Raw genomic sequence first — 18,694 nt, forward strand, 5'->3', positions numbered from 1 at the left:
CCTCACGCCGTCGGATCGACGGCCTGCCCATACTTGCCGCGAAAATAGGTCAGGGCGTCGCCGGGATGGGTCTCGAAGGCGGCGACCCGCCCGACGATGACCAGGTGATCCCCCATGACGATGCGGTCGTGGGTCGTGCAGTCCAGCCGCGTCACAGCGTTGCGCAGGCGCGGCGGGGCCGGGTCGCCGACCTCGAACTCATCGTCTGACAGGGTGCAGATGCCCCAGGCGAAGCGGTCCGACATGGCCTGATCCTCGACCGGCAGCATGTGCACGGCGAAGCGCTCGGCGCCGGCGAAGGCGTCATGCCGGTCCGACTTCACGTCCAGGCACCACAGCACCAACGGCGGGTCCAGCGAGACGGAGGTGAAGCTGTTGACGGTGATGCCCAGCGGCCCTTCGGCCGTATGGGCCGTCACCACGCAGACGCCGGTGGCGAAACCGCCCAGCGCCTTGCGATAGGCCTTGGCGTCGAAATCGGTGGAGAAGGAGGATGAGATCGCGGACACGAACCTGACCTAGGCCGTAGGGTCCCCTGCGGCAAGACCGCACGCCGGAAACGGCCGGACCGCAACCGCTTCTTAACGGCCGCATGGGATTCACAGCTAACGAACGACGTTAAGATTGGCCTGCCCATGTCCGTGAGCGATCGCCCGATCCTCATCAAAAAGGTGAAGAAGGTGGTCGCCGGCGGCCACCACGGCGGCGCGTGGAAGGTCGCCTACGCCGACTTCGTGACGGCCATGATGGCCTTCTTCCTGCTGATGTGGCTGATAAACACGACCGACCCGGAGCAGAAGCGCGGCATCGCCGAGTATTTCGCCCCAGCCAACGTCTCGGCCTCGACCTCCGGTTCCGGCGGCATCCTGGGCGGCACGGCCCTGGGCGACGACGGGGCCAAGAGCTCCGGCTCCATGGCCATGATCGAACAGCTGGCGCCCGAAGCGCCCGAGACGCCCGAAGAAGCCGGCCAGAGCACCAACCTGGCCGGGGCCAGCGAATCCGCCCTGCGCGCCGAGATCGCCCGGCGCGAGGCCGCCGACTTCGCCAGCGCCGCCGAGAGCCTGCGCCAGGCCATGCAGGCCATGCCGGAGCTGGCCGAACTGTCGAAACAGCTGATCATCGACCAGACACCCGAGGGCCTGCGCATCCAACTGGTCGATCAGGAAGGCCGCTCGATGTTCGAGAATGGCTCCTCGCGCCCCAACCCGCGCGCCCAGATGCTGCTGCGGGCCATCGCCAAGGTCATCAACCAACTGCCCAACCGCATCTCCATCACCGGCCACACCAGCGCCGTGGCCGGCTCCAGCCGCGCCAGCGGCGCGGGCGACTGGTCGCTGTCGTCCGCGCGCGCCGACGCCTCGCGCCTGACGCTGCAGGCTGCGGGCGTGAACGCCGACCGGGTCTATTCGGTGGCGGGTAAGGCCGGCTCCGACCCCCTCTATCCCGACGACCCTTCGCTGGCCGGAAACCGCCGCATCGCCATCGTCCTGCTGCGCGAGGCGCCGGTCCTGCCCACGGACACCAGCCTGTGACCGCGAGCGCCGCCCTCACGGCGCTTGCGAAATCCTCCGGTTGCGCGCCAAATCGAGACATGACGATCCGCGCGCAAAACCGCCGAAACGACCGGGACCGGACGTAAGGCCGTGACCCAGCATTTCCCGACCCGGCAGTTGCGGTTCTTCATGACCGCCAATGCGCCCTGCCCCTATCTGCCGGGCCAGTTCGAGCGCAAGGTCTTCGCCAACCTGCCTTTCAGCGACGGCGCAGACGTCAACGACGCCCTGACCCAGGCCGGCTTCCGCCGCAGCCAGAACATCGCCTATCGCCCCGCCTGCGAGGCCTGCGCCGCCTGCGTCTCGGTGCGCATCCCGGTGGCCGAGTTCGTCTTCTCCCGCTCCCAGCGCAAGATCCTGAACCGCAACGCCGACCTGTCGCGCGATCTGGTCGAGGCCGAGGCGACGATGGAGCAGTTCGACCTGCTGCGCCGCTACCTGTCCTCCCGTCACCCCGGCGGCGGCATGAGCGACATGGGCTGGTCCGACTATGTCTCCATGGTCGAGGACACCGCCGTCCGCACCCACCTGATCGAATATCGCCTGCCCGCAACCGACGGCGGCCCCGGCGACCTGGTTGGAGTCTGCCTGACCGACCTGCTGCATGACGGCCTGTCTATGGTCTACAGCTTCTTCGACCCCGATCTGGAGCGTCGCAGCCTGGGCCAGTTCGCCATCATGGACCACCTGCGCCAGGCGGCCATGGTCGGCCTGCCCTACGTCTATCTGGGCTACTGGGTCCAGGGCTCGCCCAAGATGGACTACAAGGCGAAGTTCAGGCCCATGGAAGCCCTGCGCCCGCTGGGCTGGGAACGGCTGGAATACTAGAGCCGCCCTTCTCCCTCCCCTTCATGGGGAGGGTGGCTGAAGCCAGAGACGGAAGTCAGGTGGGGGCGGCCAGGCTATTCAAGCGCGACACCCAGGATCACCTCGCCCTCCCTCCCCATGAAGGGGAGGGAAAAGCTGCGTTAGGTCGTCGGCACCGCTGTACTGGAACTCACGGGCGTCGGCCCCCACGGCCCTTCGTCCCGGCCGCCGGCGAACTTCACCAGGGCGGCGATCCGCTTCTCGATCGGCGGATGGGTGGCGAACAGGCCGGCGAAGCCCGCCTTGTCCGCCGTATTGTCCAGGAACATGCCGCGCACCTCGTCCGGCGCATTCAATTTCGACTGGCCCGACACCTTCCTAAGCGCCGAGATCATGGCGTCCGGGTTCTTGGTCAGCTCCACCGCCCCGGCGTCGGCCACATACTCCCGCGTCCGCGACAGGGTCATGCGGATGACCGTCGCCAGACCGAAGCCGATCACGCCGATGGCCAGACCGATCAAGATCAGCGGCATGGCGTTCTTGTTGTTCCCGCCGCGTCCCCCGCGCACATAGAAGAGGCTGCGGAACACCAGTTCGGCGATCACGCTGATGATGCCCGCGAAGATCGAAGCGATCACCATGGTCCGCACGTCCTTGTTGATGACGTGGGTCAGCTCGTGCGCCAGGACGCACTCCATCTCGTCGCGGCTCAGGGTCTGCATCAGGCCCCGTGTGACAGTGACGCTGTAGTTCCCCTCATGCAGGCCGGACGCATAGGCGTTCAGCGACGGACTCTCGATGATCCGCAGGGTCGGCGTCCGCAGACCGCGCGAGATCGCCAGGTTTTCCAGCAGATTGTAGAGCTCAGGCTCGACCCGACGTTCGACCTTGCGCGCGCCCGTCATGGCGTCGATCATGGCCTGATTGCCGAAATAGGCGATGACGAACCACAGAGCGGCCACGATCAGGGCGGTCGGCACGGTCCAGCCCAGCATGGAGACAGCCAGCGCCAGATCCTGCGACAGGTTGCCGCCCGAGTTCGGCAGCAGACCGAACCCCATCATCAGCACCTGTATGCCGAACAGGATCAGCACCAGCAGGACCGGGAACCCGGCCAGCAGGATCGCCGACCGGGTGTTGTTCTGCCAGATATGGGTCTTGAGGCCGACGGCCTGACCGAAAAGCGCCATCGAGGCTTAGAACTTCACCGTCGGCGGGGCGGCGTTCAGGGCGGCGCGTTCGCCCTCGCCCACGTCGAAGAAGGGCTTGTCCGCGCCAAAGCCGAACAGACCGGCGAACAGGACGGTCGGGAACTGACGGCGCACGGCGTTGAACTCACTGACCGCGTTGTTGAAGAAGCGGCGCGCGGCGGCCAACTTGTTCTCAATGTCCGACAGGTCCATCTGCAACTGCTGGAAGTTGGCGTTGGCCTTCAGGTCCGGGTAGGCCTCGGACACAGCGAACAGGCGCCCCAGGGCCCCGGTCAGCATGTTCTCGGCCTGCACCTTCTCATCGACCGTACGGGCCCCGGCGGCGGCGGCGCGGGCCTGGGTCACAGCGTCCAGGGTGCCGCGCTCGTGCGTGGCGTAGCCCTTCACCGTCTCGACCAGATTGGGGATCAGATCCTGACGCTGCTTCAACTGCACGTCGATATCGGCGAACGACTGATTGGCCGCCTGATCCAGCGCCACCAGCCTGTTGTAGGCCCCGACGACGACGAACAGCAGAACGACGACGATGACGCCGATGATGATCCAGGTGATCATTGAGCCTCCTCCAGCATTTCAGGAGGAATATGGGGGGCCGAAGGCTCAGCAACCAGTGAATTCGGCGTCACCTGCTCGCAAGGCAAAGCAGAGCCCCTTCCGTCATCCTCCGGGCCGCGCGCAGGAGCGACCGGGGGATGACGGCGCCATATCCACCTACCGGAACTTCCTCATCCCGCGCGGACCCTGACGTCCGGCCCCGGCGCGTTTGCCCAGCCAGTCCTTCCAGTCGGGCCAGTTGCGGCGACGACCGCCGCCGTCGGCCCACTCCGGCCCGGCCTCGGCGTTGAACACCGACACATCGACCAGACCGCCCTGCTTGTAGTTCTGCAGCTTCACGCCCTTGCCGCGACCCATTTCGGGCAGTTCGGCCAGGGGGAAGATCAGCGCCTTGATGTTCTCGCCGATGACCGCGACGTGGTCGCCCTGCGGGTTCGACGGGATACGCAGCATGGCCAGCATCTCGCCGTTCAGCACCTGCTTGCCGCCGCGCTTCTGGGCCAGCAGGTCGTTCTCGGGTGCGATGAAGCCGTAGCCGGCTTTCGACGCCACCAGAAGCTTCGCATTCGGTTCGTGCGCCACGACGTTGATAATCTCAGCCTTTTCGTCGAGATCGATCATCAGACGCAGCGGCTCGCCGTGGCCGCGCCCCGAGGCCAGCTTGTCGGCGCCGATGGTGAAGATGCGCCCGTCCGACGCCCCGACCAGCAGCTTGTCCGTCGTGAAGGCCGGCACCAGGAAGCCGAGGCTGTCGCCCTCCTTGAACTTCAGCTCCGACGGGTCCTCCACCTTGCCCTTGGCGGCGCGGATCCAGCCGCGCTCCGACAGGATGACGGTGATGGCTTCGCGCGGGATGAAGGCCTCGGGCGCCACGAAGGCCGAGCTGTCCACCGCCTCGCCGATGGTCGTGCGACGCGGCGAGATCAGGGCCTTGCGGACCGCCTCCAGCTCCTTTCCGATCGCCTTCCACTGCTTGGCTTCGGACGAGGTCAGCGCCTTCAACGCCGCCAGTTCCTCGGCCAGGGCGTTGTATTCCTTGTCGATCGCCATTTCCTCGATCCGCGCCAGTTGGCGCAGACGAGTGTCGAGGATGTAGTCGGCTTGCGGCTCGCTCAGGCCGAAGCGCGCGATCAGGACGGCCTTGGGCTGCTCTTCCTCGCGGACGATGCGGATCACCTCGTCGAGGTTCAGGAAGACGATGCGCAGGCCTTCCAGCAGATGCAGTCGCTTCTCGACCCGCTCGATCCGCCACTGGCTGCGACGGTTCAGCACCTCGCGGCGGTGATCCAGGAAGGCCTGCAGGCAGTCCTTCAGACCCATGACGCGCGGCGTGCCGCTGGCGTCCAGCACGTTCATGTTGATCGGGAAGCGAACCTCCAGATCGGACAGCTTGAACAGGCTCTCCATCAGCATCTCGGGCTCGATGGTGCGGTTCTTGGGCTCGAGGATCAGGCGGATGTCTTCCGCCGACTCGTCGCGCACGTCGCCCAGCAGCGGCGCCTTCTTGTTCTCGATCAGGTCGGCCAGCCCCTCGATCAGGCGGCTCTTCTGCACCTGATAGGGCATCTCGGTGACGATGATGCGCCAGACGCCGCGGCCCAGGTCTTCGGTCTCCCAGCGGGCGCGCAGACGCACGCCGCCACGACCCGTCTCATAGGCGTCCAGAATGGAGGCATGGCCTTCGACCGAGACGCCGCCGGTGGGGAAGTCCGGCCCCGGCACGATCTCGACCAGTTCCGCCGTCGTCGCCTCGGGGCGCTCCAGCAGCAGCTGACAGGCGTCGATCAGCTCGCCGACGTTGTGCGGCGGGATCGAGGTCGCCATGCCCACGGCGATGCCCGACGAGCCGTTGGCCAGCAGGTTGGGGAAGCCCGCCGGCAGGACCAGCGGCTCTTCGTCCTGATCGTCATAGGTGGGGCGAAAGTCGACCGCGTCCTGATCGATCCCGTCCAGCAGCAGGACCGCGGCGGGCGTCAACTTGCACTCGGTGTAGCGCATGGCCGCGGCGCTATCGCCGTCGATGTTGCCGAAGTTGCCCTGCCCGTCGACCAGCGGATAACGCTGGGCGAAGTCCTGGGCCAGACGCACCAGGGCCTCGTAAATCGAGGCGTCGCCGTGCGGGTGATAGCCGCCCATGACCTCGCCGACGACCTTGGCGCACTTGCGCGCCGCCGCCTGCGGGTTCAGCCGCATCTGGTGCATGGCGTACATGATGCGCCGGTGCACCGGCTTGAAGCCGTCGCGCACGTCGGGCAGGGCCCGGTTGGTGATCGTGGACAGGGCGTAGGCCAGATAGCGCTTCGACAGCGCATCGCCCATCGGCTCTTCAACGATGCGGCCGCCTTCAGGCGTCGGGGTGTGGATGGTCATGCGACTTCGAATCGGTGATCTGAACGACAAAGTCTAGCGTAGCGCGCGGCTGACGCGGGGACGATCCGCGCCTATCTGTGGAGCGCCGTCGTCGAAAAGGCAGGAACCGCGCATGAAGACCGCCCTCACCGACCGCCTCGGACTGGACCTGCCCATTATTCAGGCCCCCATGGCCGGGACCTCGACGCCCGAACTGGCGGCGGCCGTGTCGAACGCCGGGGCGCTGGGTTCCATCTCCATCGCCTCGGTCGATGCGGCCGAAGGGCGACGCCAGATTCAGGCGCTGAAAGCCCTGACCACCCGGCCGTTCAACATCAACGTCTTCTGCCATGCCCCGACGCCGCCTGATCCGGCGCGCGACCGCGTCTGGATCGACAGCCTGCGCCCGATCTTCGCCGAGTTCGGCGCCGCGCCGCCAGAGACCCTGAACGAAATCTACGAAAGCTTCCTGACCGACGACGCCAAACTTTCCCTCCTGCTGGAGGAAAGGCCCGCCGTGGTCAGCTTCCACTTCGGCCTGCCTCAGGCGGACAGGATCGCCGCCCTGAAGGCCGTCGGCTGCATCCTGATCGCCAGCGCCACCACGCCGGATGAAGGTCGACAAGCCCAGGCTGCGGGCATCGACATGGTGGTCGCGCAAGGGGTCGAGGCCGGCGGCCATCGCGGCGTCTTCGATCCAGCCGACGACCCGCGCTTCGCCACCCTGCCGCTGACGCGGCTGCTGGCGCACGAGTTGGACCTCCCCGTCATCGCGGCGGGCGGGATCATGGACGGCGCCGGGATCGCAGCGACCCTGGCGCTGGGCGCAGCGGGCGCGCAGCTGGGCACCGCCTTCGTCTCCTGCCCCGAGTCCGCCGCCAATCCCGCCTATCGCGCCGCTCTGGCCGGACCGCGCGCCGAGCGCACCCGCATCAGCCCCGTCATCTCGGGCCGTCCCGCGCGCGGGATCGAAAACGCCTTCATGCAGCGGGCCGACGAGGCCCTGACGGCCGGCTACCCCTATGCCTACGACCTCGGCAAGGCGTTGAACGCCGCCGCCAGCGCGCAGGGCGACGACGGCTACGCCCCGCAGTGGGCCGGTCAGGCAGCGCCCCTGTCGCGCGCCCTGCCCGCCGCAGAGCTGGTTGAAGCTCTCGGGCAGGAAGCCCGCGCCGCCATCCGCGACCTGCAACAGCGCCTGTAACCCGACGCCATCCGAAGCGTTCAACAAGGTCTGAGGCCAGAGGACGACGCGATGCTCCTGATCCTGCTGTCCTATCTGGCCGGGGCGCTGACCATCCTCAGCCCCTGCATCCTGCCGGTCCTGCCCTTTGTCTTCGTCCGCGCGGGTCAGCCCTTCATGAAGAGCGGCCTGCCCCTGCTGGTCGGCATGGCCCTGACCTTCACAGCGGTGGCGACGCTGGCGGCGGTTGGCGGCGGCTGGGCGGTGCAGGCCAATGAGGTCGGGCGCTGGATCGCCCTGGCGGTCATGGCGGTGCTGGGGCTGACGCTGGTGTTTCCGTCGCTGGCGGATCGGCTGACCCGGCCCTTGGTGGCGCTGGGCTCGCGCCTGACCGAAAAGGCCAGTGCGGAGCAGCAGTCCGGCGGCGGCGTCTGGCCCTCCTTCTTGCTGGGCGTGGCGACGGGCCTGTTGTGGGCGCCCTGCGCCGGGCCGATCCTCGGACTGATCCTCACCGGGGCAGCGCTGCAAGGGGCCAGCGTCGGCACGACCCTGCTGCTGGTCGCCTACGCCGCCGGGGCCGCGACATCCCTGGCTCTGGCCCTGCTGATCGGCGGCAAGGTGTTTCAGGCGATGAAGAAGTCGCTGGGCGTCGGCGAATGGGTGCGCCGGGGTCTGGGCGTTCTGGTCCTGATCGGGGTCGCCGCCATTGCTCTCGGTCTCGACACCGGCCTGCTGACGCGGCTGTCGACGGGCGGCACCAACCGCATCGAACAGAGCCTGCTCAACCGCTTCGGCGCCGCCCAGCCCATGGACACCGCCCGCGCCCCGCTGACCGCCCTGCCCGTCGAAGGCGCCATGCCGCCGCTGACCGGCGCGACCGAGTGGATCAACAGCCCGCCCCTGACCACCGAACAACTGCGCGGCAAGGTGGTGCTGGTCGATTTCTGGACCTATTCCTGCATCAACTGCGTGCGGACCATCCCCTATGTCCGCGCCTGGGCCGAGAAGTATCGCGATCAGGGTCTGGTGGTGATCGGGGTCCACACACCCGAGTTCGCCTTCGAGAAGTCGCCAGCCAATGTCCGCGACGCCGTGCGCCGGTTCGGCATCGCCTACCCCGTCGCCATGGACAACGACTTCGCCATCTGGCGGGCGTTCGACAACAAATACTGGCCGGCCCACTACTTCATCGATGCGAGGGGGAACATCCGCTACCACCATTTCGGCGAGGGCGACTACGAGCACTCCGAACGGGTCATCCAGCAACTGCTGAAGGATGCCGGAGCCGCCAACGACGATCAGGCCATGGTTCAGGTGCGCGGTCAGGGCGCCGAGGCCGCCGCCGACATGGCCGAGGTCGCCTCGCCTGAAACCTATGTCGGCTATGCCCGCGCCGAGCATTTCGTCTCGCCGGGCGGCTTCGGCTTCGACGTGCGCAAGACCTATGCGGCGGCTCCGCTGAAGCTGAACGACTGGAGCCTGAGCGGCGACTGGATCGTGCGCGCCGAACACGCCGACCTGCAGGCAGCGGGCGGACGTCTGGCCTTCCGCTTCAAGGCCCGCGACCTGCATCTGGTGATGGGACCGAGCAGTATGGGCCAGCCGGTCCGCTTCCGTATCCACATCGACGGTCAGGCGCCGGGCCTCGACGCGGGCGTGGACATCGACGCGCAGGGGACGGGCCGGATCGACAGCCAGCGCCTGTATCAACTGGTGCGCCAGTCCGGCGGCGCGCGTGAACGGACGTTCGAGATCGAGTTCCTCGACCCCGGCGTTCAGGTCTTCGCCTTCACCTTTGGCTAGAGCCGTCCGGCCTCGCCCAGCCGCTCGATCATCCAGACGCGCGCGGGCGGTAGCGGCTTGTTCAGGGCGTGAAAGACGAACTGCTCGAGGAAGTGCCCGGTCAGGTCCAGCCCCGCCCTCACGTCGCCTTCGCTCAAGCCCGCCTGCGCCCCCAGCATGAAGGGCGGCAGGTTCAGCAGTTTGTCCGCATAGGGTGCGCCCGCCTCGCGGCTGACGGCGCGGCCCGTGCGCGGGCTGACATAGACCAGATCGTCCATCGAACCCGTGGCGGCGCAGCGCGACAGGTCCAGACCAAAGCCCAGATCCTCCAGCAGCCCCGCCTCGAACCGCACGAAGATGGCGGGCCAGACCTCGGGCATGACGAAGGCCCCCATCAGGGCCTCGAAGGCGTAGAAGGCCCCCGGATGCGCCTCACGCTCGGGCAAGGCCCCTTGCGCCACCGCAGCGGCGGCATTCAGCCCCACCAGAGCCAGCGGATCGTCGAACAGCGCCGCCGGCCCCTCGCCCACCGGCTCCAGTCGCGCCGATCCCAGTTGATCCGAGGTCCTCGACCTCAGATCGGCCACCACCCGCGCGCCCGCCTGCAGGAAGGGTCGCATCTTGCGCGACGCCCCGCCCGCGACATAGGCGGCGCGGCGTCCATGCCGTTCGGTCAGCAGTTCGACCACCGCCCCCGTATCCCCATGCGCCCGCGCCGACAGGACGAAGGCGTCGTCCTGAACCTCCATCAGTCGGCCTTGATCACATCAACGACGGCGCGCGCCTTGTCGTTCGGCACGGCGAAGCTGAGCACATACTGCTCGATCTTCCAGCCCTCGTCGGTCAGCCGCAAAACGCCCGAACCCCGCGTGGTCCCATAGGCGTCGTTGTCCAGCACCTCGTCGAACCAGGCCACGCAGCGGCAGTCGATCGGCGCGATCGTCACAACCCGGGCCGACGGACGATAGGTCCAGCCCTTGCCCTGCGAGAAGTAGGGCATGGCGTAGGCGCGGAACTCCGGCAGGCTCCACCGCTCGGTCGCATCCGTGCCGATGAAGCGACCGTCCGGCGTGAAGGTCGCAAAATAGGCCTCGCCGTCGGCGCGCGACGCTGCCGCGTGCATGGCGTCCAGCACGCGATGCACGGGTGCGATCTCAGCGTCGGGCGCAGGCGCGGCCTGAACCGGGGCGACGGACAGTTGGAGCATCAAAGCGGCGGCGATCATGGCTTTGTTCTATTCCTGTTCCGGCGCCGACGAAAGCTTCTGCTTTGACGGAAAGATACGCGACGCCGCGCGTTCACACCTCCAACCCGACAACCTGGAGAGATCTCATGAAGATCGTCACCAGCCTCAGCTTTCAGGGCCAGTGCCGCGAGGCTTTGGAATTCTATGCCCGCGTGCTGGGCGGCAAGGTCACCGCCGCCTTTCCCTTCGGCGACGGCCCGCCCGACATGCCGGTCGATCCCAAGTACAGGGACTGGCTGATGCACGGCTGGCTGGAGGTCGGGGATCAGGCGATCATGGGGGCCGACATGCCGCCCGAGTTCGCGCCAAACATCGACAAGCCCAAGAACGGCTTCGACGTGTCCTACCACACCGACGATGTCGCCGAGGGACGCAGGGTGTTCGACGCCCTGTCCGACGGCGGCAAGGTGTCCATGCCCTTCGCCGAAACCTTCTGGTCGCCCGGTTTCGGCAGCTTCACCGACAGGTTCGGCATCCCGTGGATGGTCAACACCAACCCGACCGAGGAATGGAAACCGGGCGGCTAACGACCTTGTGATCACGGACTGTTACGACCAAAGCCGTATTGGAATCAGGGTGATGCGGCGCCTATGTCCGCCTCGTTCCCCGAGCCCTCCCCGGCTCCAGTCGTCAGGTTTGCGATGTCCCGCGTCCGTAACGCCGCCCTCAAGTCGAAGATCATGTCCGCCCAGGACGCCGCCGCCCTGATCCCGGCCAACTCGACCGTGGGCATGAGCGGCTTCACCGGCTCGGGCTACCCCAAGGTCGTGCCGATGGCCCTGGCCGAGCGGATCGAGGCCGAGCACGCGGCGGGCAATCCCTTCAAGCTGAAGGTCTGGACCGGCGCCTCGACCGGGCCGGAACTGGACGGCGCCCTGGCCAAGGCCGACGGCATCGAGTTCCGCCTGCCCTACAACTCCGACCCCATCGCCCGCGAGAAGATCAACAAGGGCGAGATGGAATACCTCGACATGCACCTGTCGCAGGTTGCGCCGGTGGCCTGGCAGGGCTTCCTCGGCCCGCTGGAGACGGCGGTGGTCGAAGTCTCGGGCATCCGTGAGGACGGAGCGCTGATCCCTTCGTCGTCCATCGGCAACAACAAGACCTGGCTGGACCGCGCCGACCAGATCATCCTCGAGGTCAACAGTTGGCAGAATGCGGCGCTGGAGGGGATGCACGACATCTATTATGGCACCGCCCTGCCGCCCGCGCGCGTGCCGATCCCGCTGACCAAGCCGACCGACCTGATCGGTGAGACAGTCTTCCGCGTCGATCCGTCGAAGATCGCCGCCATCGTCGAGACGGACAGCCCCGACCGCAACCTGCCCTTCGCCGCGCCCGACGCCAGCGCCACGGCCATCGCCGGTCACCTGATCGAGTTTCTGCAGCATGAGGTGAAGCTGGGCCGCCTGCCCGCCCATCTGCTGCCGCTGCAATCGGGCGTGGGCAATGTCGCCAACGCCGTGCTGGCCGGCCTTCAGGACAGCCCGTTCGAAAACCTGACCGCCTATACGGAGGTGCTTCAGGACGGGATGCTGGACCTGCTGGACAGTGGCAAGCTGACCGTCGCCTCGGCCACCGCCTTCTCGCTCAGCCCCGAAGCCGCCGCCGATCTGAACAGCCGGATGGAGCAGTTCCGCGGCAAGATCATCCTGCGCCCGCAGGAGATTTCGAACCACCCGGAGATCATCCGCCGCCTGGGCTGCATCGCCATGAACGGCCTGATCGAGGCCGACATCTACGGCAACGTCAACTCGACCCACGTCATGGGCTCGCGCATCCAGAACGGCATCGGCGGCTCGGGCGACTTTGCGCGTAACGCCTACATCTCCTGCTTCGTCACGCCGTCGACGGCCAAGGGCGGCAAGATCTCGGCCATCGTCCCCATGGCCAGCCACGTCGATCACATCACCCAGGACGTGCAGGTCATCGTCACCGAACAGGGCCTGGCCGACCTGCGCGGCCTGTCGCCCAAGCAACGCGCCCAGGTCATCATCGCCAACTGCGCCCACCCCGACTATCGCGACGCGCTGAAGGACTATTACGACCGCGCGCTGGAAGGGTCATACGGCCTGCAATCGCCGCACCTGCTGACCGAGGCCCTGTCCTGGCACCAGCGGTTCATCGAAACGGGATCGATGAAGCCGTAACTGGCGATCCTCCCCCGCTTGCGGGGGAGGGGGACCATGCACAGCATGGTGGAGGGGGCGGAAACGGGCGGGCGCTCGGACAATCAGAGGGCAGCGCTCTGTAGCTCGCCCCCTCCACCGCCTGACGGCGGTCCCCCTCCCCCGTCGCTGCGCGACAAGGGAGGATTAGCTGTCTTAGCGGTTCAGCCCAGTCGGGAAATCGCGCCCAAGCGCTTCGGCCATCGCCTGCTGACTCAGCATGAAGACCAGGTCGCGCTGGTGGTAGTTGTTGGACAGCACCACCACGGTCACGTCGGCGTCCGGCTGATAGAGGACCAGGTTGCGGAACCCGGCCCAGCTGCCCGTGTGATAGATCTGCTTGTCGTCAAAGGCCGGCGTCACCTGCTCGCCCAGGCTGTTGACGTAGATGCCGTAACCATAGGCTCGGTGCGCGCGGCCCCGCTCCTTCGGCGTGCCCTCGGGCGCATGGTCGGCGATCATCTGGGCGTAGGCCGCGTCGCTGAGGACATGGCCCTTATGCAGGGCCTGGTTCCACACCAGCATGTCGTCCAGCGTCGAATACAGGGCGCCGGCGCCATAGACGACGCTGACATTGGCGATCGGCTGGGCCGCCAGTCCGCCGGGGAAGTTGGCGTAGCCCATGGCCAGGCCTTGCGCGTCGGCATGGGCGTCGGAGCCCGTATCCTTCAGGCCCAGAGGCTTCAGGATGGCGTCGTTCAAATAGGTCTCGAACGGCTTGCCGCTGGCCTTGGCGACGATCTCGGCGGCCAGGTTATAGGCGGCGTTGTCGTAGCGGATCTTGGTGCCCGGCTCGAACTGCAGGCCGTAGCGGGCCGAGGTCTCGGTCAGTTCCTGCGGCGTGCGCGGGGTGACGCGAATGCGGCCCCACTCGGACTGGGCCATCAGGTCCGGGATGCCCGAGGTGTGCGACAGCAGGTGGTGAATGCGCAGCGGCTTCCACGCGTCCGGGCAGGCCTCAATCCACTGGCAAACGGGATCGTTGACCGTCAGCTTCCCCTCGTCCTGAAGTTTCAGGATCGCAGCCGCGGTGAACTGCTTGGACACCGAGGCCAAGCGGAAGCGGGTGTCCAGCTGCAGCGGCTGATCGTTCTCGTAGTTCGCCTTGCCATAGACCTGACGGAACAGGACCTGATCGCCCTTGGCCACCAGGATGGCGCCCATGAACTGCTTGCGCTCGCCCAGATAGTCCAACCGCGCCTTCAACTGCGGCAGGGCCTCGACCACCTCGACCGGCGGCCGCTTCGGCAGCCTCGGCTTCGCGACCGCCGCCTGGGTTTCAGGCGCAATGGCGTGGACGATCCAGGCGCCAGCGCCGGCGGAGGCAAGGGCGACCGCGGCCAGGGATCCGAGGAACCAGGGCCGCCCGCCTGCAGACTTGGGAACTACAAACACGATACTGAACTACGATCCTAGACGTCGAACTCCAGCCCGAACTGGGCGTAAAGGGCGCGGCTGTCCTGCCACTTCGGGTCGACCTTGACGGTCAGGAACAGGTGAACGGGACGGTCGAGCAACTCGATCAGTTCCTCGCGCGACTTCTGGCCGATCCACTTCAGGGTCTGGCCGCCCTTGCCCAGAACGATGGGGCGCTGGCTCTCGCGCTCGACATAGATGGTCTGTTCGATGCGCACCGAACCGTCGGGCTTCTCGTCAAACGCCGTGGTCTCGACCGCCGCCGAATAGGGCAGTTCCTCATGGACGCGCAGATAGACCTTCTCGCGGGTGATCTCGGCCGCCAGCACGCGCACCGGCACGTCCGCCGACTGGTCTTCCGGATAGAGCCACGGACCGGCGGGCATGGAGCGCGCCAGACGCTGCTTCAGGTCGTCCACGCCGTCGCCGCTGAGGGCCGAGATCATATAGACCTCTTCATAGACGCCGGTTTCGAACAGGCGGTGCGACAGGGCCAGCAGGGTGTCGCGACGCATCCCGTCGATCTTGTTCAGCACCAGGATGACCTTGGTGCCCGTCGCCTGCAGATTGGCGATGATGGTTTCCGTGTCCTCGGCGGACTTGCGGTCGGCGGCGGTGCCGTCGCGGCCTTCCGAGGCGATATGCGACGGCGCGTCGATCAGGTGGACCACCACGTCGGCGTCCTCGGCGCCGCCCCAGGCCGAGGCGACCATGGCGCGGTCCAGACGACGGCGCGGGGTGAAGATGCCGGGCGTGTCCACCAGGACGATCTGGGCATCGCCCTCGATGGCGATGCCGCGCACGGGAAAGCGCGTGGTCTGGACCTTCTGGGTCACGATCGAGACCTTGGATCCCGTCAGCCGGTTCACCAGCGTCGACTTGCCGGCGTTGGGCGCGCCGATGATGGCGGCGAAGCCCGCGCGCTGGTTCGGGTTGAGGGTCTCGGTCAAATTACGCCTTCTCGTTTCAACAGCGCCGTGGCGGCGGCTTTTTCCGCCTCCTGACGCGAGCGTCCTGTTTGTTGCACGGGGTCGAAGCCGACCACCGTCGCTTCGACCACGAAGGTCGGAGCATGATCTGATCCGGTGCGTTCCACCACCCGATAGGTCGGCAGCGGACGCCCTTGAGCTTGCGCCCACTCCTGCAGAGCGGACTTGGGATTGGTCACGGCGGGCGCCGGGGGCGACGCGAACTCCTCGGCCCAGGCGATGTCGAACATAGCCTTGGCCGCCGTCAGGCCGCCGTCGCGATAGACGGCCGCCAGAATAGCCTCGACAGCATCGGCGATGACTCCGGCCTTTCTGCGGCCGCCCGTCTTGGTCTCACCCGGCGACAGGCGCAGCGCCGCGCCGACACCCAGCCGCTCGCCCACGCGGGCGCAGGCGGCCTTGTCCACCAGGGCGTGCAGACGGCCAGACAACTGGCCTTCGTCGGCAGAGGGAAAGTCGCGGATCAGCCGGTCGGCGACCAGCAGGCCCAGCACCCGGTCACCCAGGAACTCCAGCCGTTCGTTGTCGGCGATGGGGCGCCCCTCAAGCTGACCCGCGCCCTCGCCCACGCTGGCGTGGGTCAGGGCGCGTTCCAGCAAGGTCGGATCAGCAAAGTCATGGCCCAGCCGGCGCCGGAGCGCGGCGACGGCCTCGGCCCGAACGTTCGCCATCAGTCCAGGATCTTGAAGAACCGGCTGGGACGCAGGTTGGCGAACCAGCTGACCGGGTTGAACAGCGAGGCGCCAGGCGACCACGAGAACATGATGATCTCGGCCTTGCCGACCAGGTTCTCGGCCGGAACCATGCCCACGCCGGCCGACATCTCGACGCGGCTGTCGATCGAGTTGTCGCGGTTGTCGCCCATCATGAAGAAGTGGCCGGCCGGCACCTCATAGACCGGAGTGTCGTCCAGATCGCCGCCAGGGCCATAGTCCTGGGTCATGAAGCTCTTGCCGTTAGGCAGGGTCTCGCGGACCTGGGTCACCGGACGCGGACCGAACATGTCAGCCAGTTCGGCGCGGCTGACGACGACGTCCTTCACCGGAGCGCCGTTGATGTAGAGCTTGTTGGCGATCATCTGCACCTGGTCGCCCGGCAGGCCGATCACGCGCTTGATGTAGTCGGTCTTGTTGTCACGCGGCAGCTTGAACACGACGATGTCGCCACGCGTCGGGTCCTTGCCCAGGATGCGGCCGTCGAACAGCGGCGGGCTCCACGGGATCGAGTGCTTGGAATAGCCATAGGACCACTTCGACACGACGATGTAGTCGCCCTCATAGAGGTTGGGCTCCATCGAGGCCGAGGGGATGGTGAAGGGCTGGAACAACAGCACCCGCAGCACGAAGGCGATCAGCAGGGCGAAGACGACGGTCTTGATGATCTCGACCGTCTCGTTGCTCGCGGACTTCTCTTTTTTCACACGTTTGGCTTTCTTGGGACGCGGCGTGGCGTAGATCGGCTTGTCGCTGTCGAGGGCTTCGGGATCGTCGCCCATGTCGAAGGGGGCGTCGCCGTCGTCGCTCCAGATCGGTCGTTGCTCGGTGGGGTCGATGGCAGGATTGCCGGCGCCGCCGTTCGCCTTGTGGTCGTCGCTCATGGTCTGCTCGAATCCCCCGCAGAACGCGGGGTTGGAAGCCTGAGGCGTAAAGGCTGATTACGCCACGGGCAAGGCTTCGATGACCACGAAAGCGAGAGCATAAGGGTGTTCGTCGCTAAGGGTCAGGTGGATGCGCGGCTCATGCCCCGGCGGGGTCAGGCGCGCCAGATGCTCCGCGGCGTGCCCGGTCAGGGCCAGGGTCGGCTGGCCCGACTTCAGGTTCACCACCCCCATGTCACGCCAATAGACGTCGGACCGCATCCCGGTGCCCAGGGCCTTGGCGCAGGCCTCCTTGGCCGCGAACCGCTTGGCGTAGCTCCAGGCCGGGTCCGGCTTGCGGTCCGAACGGGTGCGTTCCAACTGGGTGAAGCAGCGCTCCTTGAAGCGGTCACCGAAGCGATCCAGCGACTTCTGGATACGGCGAATGTCCGACAGGTCAGCGCCGATCCCGATAATCACCGCCCCGCTCCGCTTACGGCTTCGTCCATCGCCGTCCGCATCCGGCGGATGGCGGCGTCCAGGCCGACGAAGACCGCCTCTCCAATCAGGAAGTGGCCGATGTTCAGTTCCTTGATCTCGGGAATGGCCAGAACCACGCTGGCGGTGGCGTAGTCCAGACCGTGGCCCGCATGGACCTCCAGCCCCAGAATGTCGGCCTGGGCGGCGGCTGCGGCCAGACGGTCCAGCTCGAAGGCGCGTTCAGCCGGATCGGTCAGGTGGCAGTAGCGGCCGGTGTGGAACTCAACCACCTGTGCCCCCACGGCGGCGGCGGCCTCGACCTGGGCCTCGGACGGCTCGATGAACAGGCTGACGCGGATGCCGGCGTCCGACAGGGCCTTCACCACGGGGGCGATGCGCGCCTCATGATCGGCGACGGCCAGCCCGCCCTCGGTCGTGACCTCCTCGCGTCGTTCCGGCACCAGACAGGCGGCGTGCGGACGGTGACGCAGGGCGATGGCCAGCATCTCGTCGGTCACGGCCATCTCGAAGTTCAGCGGCTTGCCCGCGCGACGACACAAGGCCGTTAGCACATCGATGTCGGCGTCGGTGATGTGACGGCGATCCTCGCGCAGGTGGGCGGTGATCCCGTCCGCCCCCGCCGCCAGCGCCGCCTCGGCCGCACGGGCCGGATCGGGATGAGCGCCGCCGCGCGCGTTACGAACCGTGGCGACGTGGTCGATGTTGACGCCCAGACGTACCCGCTCGCGCTTCATCCCGCTCTCTCTTCTACTACTTGGACAGCCGGCGGCTGCCCGGGTCCTCGACCGGCAGGGCGGCCAGTTCAGGCGGCAGGGCGTCGGCCGGATAGGCCGGGACGTCCAGCGTCGCCAGGGCGATCAGCGGCACGCCCACGTCGGCGCGACCGCCCGACCGGTCTACGATGCAAGCGGCGGCGACGACTTCGCCCCCGGCCTTCTGGATGGCGGCGATGCATTCGCGCGACGACAGACCCGTCGTGACGATGTCCTCGACCATGACGACCTTCTCGCCCGGCTCGACGGTGAAGCCGCGGCGCAGCTTGAACTCGCCGCCCTCGCGCTCGACGTAGAGCGAGCGCACGTTCAGATGCTTGGCCGTCTCATAGCCGGGGATGATGCCGCCGACGGCGGGCGAGATCGCCACGTCGACCGGGCCGACTGTGGCGACGATCTTGTCCGCCAGGGCCTTGCAAAGGCGCTCGCAGCGGCGACCGTCCATGAAGACCAGGTTCTTCTGCAGGAAGACCGGGCTGTGCAGGCCGGACGACAGGACGAAATGGCCTTCGCGCAGGGCGCCGGCGTCGCGGAATTCGTTGAGGACGTCTTCAGTGTTCATGAGAGCGTCCCTTAGACCCT

Annotated in this window: 19 protein-coding genes; 6 read left to right on the forward strand and 13 right to left on the reverse strand. The window is 67.2% G+C overall.

Annotated features, from left to right (window positions below):
• Positions 1–2: 2 nt before the first annotated feature.
• Positions 3–509: a flavin reductase family protein gene (locus RTY13_RS12545; protein ID WP_312783853.1), complete on the reverse strand. Its 507-nt coding sequence runs from the start codon at positions 507–509 to the stop codon at positions 3–5.
• Positions 510–635: 126 nt separating this feature from the next.
• Between RTY13_RS12545 and RTY13_RS12550 the strand changes: the two genes are divergently transcribed.
• The gene (locus tag RTY13_RS12550; protein WP_312783855.1) at positions 636–1,535 is read left to right on the forward strand and encodes a flagellar motor protein MotB; all 900 of its coding nucleotides are present in this window, start codon (positions 636–638) and stop codon (positions 1,533–1,535) included.
• Positions 1,536–1,646: 111 nt separating this feature from the next.
• Positions 1,647–2,384: an arginyltransferase gene (locus RTY13_RS12555; RefSeq protein WP_312783857.1), complete on the forward strand. Its 738-nt coding sequence runs from the start codon at positions 1,647–1,649 to the stop codon at positions 2,382–2,384.
• A gap of 140 nt (positions 2,385–2,524) precedes the next feature.
• Here RTY13_RS12555 and RTY13_RS12560 read toward each other — a convergent pair whose 3' ends face one another.
• The 3 genes from RTY13_RS12560 to parC all read right to left on the reverse strand — a co-directional run bounded on the left by RTY13_RS12560 (position 2,525) and on the right by parC (position 6,499).
• On the reverse strand, positions 2,525–3,553 hold the full coding sequence (locus tag RTY13_RS12560) for a M48 family metallopeptidase (RefSeq protein ID WP_312783859.1): 1,029 nt from the start codon (positions 3,551–3,553) through the stop codon (positions 2,525–2,527).
• Positions 3,554–3,559: 6 nt separating this feature from the next.
• Positions 3,560–4,129, reverse strand: a complete 570-nt coding sequence (locus RTY13_RS12565; protein ID WP_312783861.1) for a LemA family protein — start codon at positions 4,127–4,129, stop codon at positions 3,560–3,562.
• Positions 4,130–4,285: 156 nt separating this feature from the next.
• Positions 4,286–6,499: a DNA topoisomerase IV subunit A gene (parC, locus tag RTY13_RS12570; protein ID WP_312783864.1), complete on the reverse strand. Its 2,214-nt coding sequence runs from the start codon at positions 6,497–6,499 to the stop codon at positions 4,286–4,288.
• A 112-nt stretch (positions 6,500–6,611) separates the two neighbouring features.
• Between parC and RTY13_RS12575 the strand changes: the two genes are divergently transcribed.
• Both RTY13_RS12575 and RTY13_RS12580 read left to right on the forward strand, forming a co-directional pair.
• On the forward strand, positions 6,612–7,682 hold the full coding sequence (locus RTY13_RS12575) for a nitronate monooxygenase (RefSeq protein ID WP_312783865.1): 1,071 nt from the start codon (positions 6,612–6,614) through the stop codon (positions 7,680–7,682).
• A 51-nt stretch (positions 7,683–7,733) separates the two neighbouring features.
• Positions 7,734–9,464 (forward strand): cytochrome c biogenesis protein DipZ, encoded by a 1,731-nt coding sequence (locus RTY13_RS12580; protein WP_312783866.1) that lies wholly within the window; start codon positions 7,734–7,736, stop codon positions 9,462–9,464.
• On the opposite strand, the gene recO is transcribed toward RTY13_RS12580, so the two are convergent.
• A complete protein-coding gene (gene recO / locus RTY13_RS12585; RefSeq protein WP_312783868.1) occupies positions 9,461–10,192 on the reverse strand; it encodes a DNA repair protein RecO in 732 nt (243 codons plus the stop codon). The two genes, RTY13_RS12580 and recO, sit on opposite strands and share 4 nt — an antisense overlap.
• Positions 10,192–10,668, reverse strand: a complete 477-nt coding sequence (locus RTY13_RS12590; protein WP_312783870.1) for a nuclear transport factor 2 family protein — start codon at positions 10,666–10,668, stop codon at positions 10,192–10,194. The genes recO and RTY13_RS12590 overlap by 1 nt, the downstream gene beginning before the upstream one ends.
• 107 nt (positions 10,669–10,775) lie before the next feature.
• On the opposite strand from RTY13_RS12590, the gene RTY13_RS12595 reads away from it, so the two are divergent.
• Together RTY13_RS12595 and RTY13_RS12600 are read left to right on the forward strand one after the other, a co-directional pair.
• On the forward strand, positions 10,776–11,216 hold the full coding sequence (locus RTY13_RS12595; protein WP_312783872.1) for a VOC family protein: 441 nt from the start codon (positions 10,776–10,778) through the stop codon (positions 11,214–11,216).
• 114 nt (positions 11,217–11,330) lie between these two features.
• A complete protein-coding gene (locus RTY13_RS12600) occupies positions 11,331–12,839 on the forward strand; it encodes an acetyl-CoA hydrolase/transferase family protein (protein ID WP_409450310.1) in 1,509 nt (502 codons plus the stop codon).
• Between the two features lie 174 nt (positions 12,840–13,013).
• Here the strand turns inward: RTY13_RS12600 and RTY13_RS12605 are convergent, their stop codons facing one another.
• The 7 genes from RTY13_RS12605 to pyrE are packed head-to-tail and all read right to left on the reverse strand — an operon-like array spanning position 13,014 to position 18,674.
• Positions 13,014–14,252 (reverse strand): serine hydrolase domain-containing protein, encoded by a 1,239-nt coding sequence (locus tag RTY13_RS12605; RefSeq protein ID WP_312783875.1) that lies wholly within the window; start codon positions 14,250–14,252, stop codon positions 13,014–13,016.
• A 17-nt stretch (positions 14,253–14,269) separates the two neighbouring features.
• Positions 14,270–15,223 carry a GTPase Era gene (gene era / locus RTY13_RS12610; RefSeq protein ID WP_312783877.1) on the reverse strand — a complete coding sequence of 318 codons (954 nt, stop codon included), beginning with the start codon at positions 15,221–15,223 and terminating at the stop codon, positions 14,270–14,272.
• A complete protein-coding gene (gene rnc / locus RTY13_RS12615; RefSeq protein ID WP_312783879.1) occupies positions 15,220–15,933 on the reverse strand; it encodes a ribonuclease III in 714 nt (237 codons plus the stop codon). Before rnc ends, era begins: the two co-directional genes overlap by 4 nt.
• A complete protein-coding gene (lepB, locus tag RTY13_RS12620; RefSeq protein WP_312783881.1) occupies positions 15,933–16,859 on the reverse strand; it encodes a signal peptidase I in 927 nt (308 codons plus the stop codon). Before lepB ends, rnc begins: the two co-directional genes overlap by 1 nt.
• A gap of 57 nt (positions 16,860–16,916) precedes the next feature.
• Entirely contained in the window at positions 16,917–17,318 is a 402-nt protein-coding gene (gene acpS, locus RTY13_RS12625) for a holo-ACP synthase (RefSeq protein WP_312783883.1), read from the reverse strand.
• A complete protein-coding gene (locus RTY13_RS12630; protein WP_312783885.1) occupies positions 17,315–18,073 on the reverse strand; it encodes a pyridoxine 5'-phosphate synthase in 759 nt (252 codons plus the stop codon). Before RTY13_RS12630 ends, acpS begins: the two co-directional genes overlap by 4 nt.
• Positions 18,074–18,089: 16 nt before the next feature.
• Positions 18,090–18,674: an orotate phosphoribosyltransferase gene (pyrE, locus tag RTY13_RS12635; RefSeq protein ID WP_312783887.1), complete on the reverse strand. Its 585-nt coding sequence runs from the start codon at positions 18,672–18,674 to the stop codon at positions 18,090–18,092.
• Positions 18,675–18,694: the final 20 nt, after the last annotated feature.

Source organism: Brevundimonas sp. (assembly GCF_032055285.1).
Taxonomy (GTDB): Bacteria; Pseudomonadota; Alphaproteobacteria; order Caulobacterales; family Caulobacteraceae; genus Brevundimonas.

Excerpts from the sequence above, each read along its gene's own strand:
- RTY13_RS12600 (WP_409450310.1), top strand. The coding sequence starts at position 11,331 with ATGTCCCGCGTCCGTAACGCCGCCCTCAAGTCGAAGATCATGTCCGCC.
- lepB (WP_312783881.1), bottom strand. The coding sequence starts at position 16,859 with ATGAGCGACGACCACAAGGCGAACGGCGGCGCCGGCAATCCTGCCATC.
- RTY13_RS12630 (WP_312783885.1), bottom strand. The coding sequence starts at position 18,073 with ATGAAGCGCGAGCGGGTACGTCTGGGCGTCAACATCGACCACGTCGCC.
- pyrE (WP_312783887.1), bottom strand. The coding sequence starts at position 18,674 with ATGAACACTGAAGACGTCCTCAACGAATTCCGCGACGCCGGCGCCCTG.
- recO (WP_312783868.1), bottom strand. The coding sequence starts at position 10,192 with ATGGAGGTTCAGGACGACGCCTTCGTCCTGTCGGCGCGGGCGCATGGG.
- RTY13_RS12590 (WP_312783870.1), bottom strand. The coding sequence starts at position 10,668 with ATGATCGCCGCCGCTTTGATGCTCCAACTGTCCGTCGCCCCGGTTCAG.
- rnc (WP_312783879.1), bottom strand. The coding sequence starts at position 15,933 with ATGGCGAACGTTCGGGCCGAGGCCGTCGCCGCGCTCCGGCGCCGGCTG.
- RTY13_RS12560 (WP_312783859.1), bottom strand. The coding sequence starts at position 3,553 with ATGGCGCTTTTCGGTCAGGCCGTCGGCCTCAAGACCCATATCTGGCAG.
- parC (WP_312783864.1), bottom strand. The coding sequence starts at position 6,499 with ATGACCATCCACACCCCGACGCCTGAAGGCGGCCGCATCGTTGAAGAG.
- RTY13_RS12550 (WP_312783855.1), top strand. The coding sequence starts at position 636 with ATGTCCGTGAGCGATCGCCCGATCCTCATCAAAAAGGTGAAGAAGGTG.
- RTY13_RS12580 (WP_312783866.1), top strand. The coding sequence starts at position 7,734 with ATGCTCCTGATCCTGCTGTCCTATCTGGCCGGGGCGCTGACCATCCTC.
- RTY13_RS12575 (WP_312783865.1), top strand. The coding sequence starts at position 6,612 with ATGAAGACCGCCCTCACCGACCGCCTCGGACTGGACCTGCCCATTATT.
- RTY13_RS12595 (WP_312783872.1), top strand. The coding sequence starts at position 10,776 with ATGAAGATCGTCACCAGCCTCAGCTTTCAGGGCCAGTGCCGCGAGGCT.
- RTY13_RS12565 (WP_312783861.1), bottom strand. The coding sequence starts at position 4,129 with ATGATCACCTGGATCATCATCGGCGTCATCGTCGTCGTTCTGCTGTTC.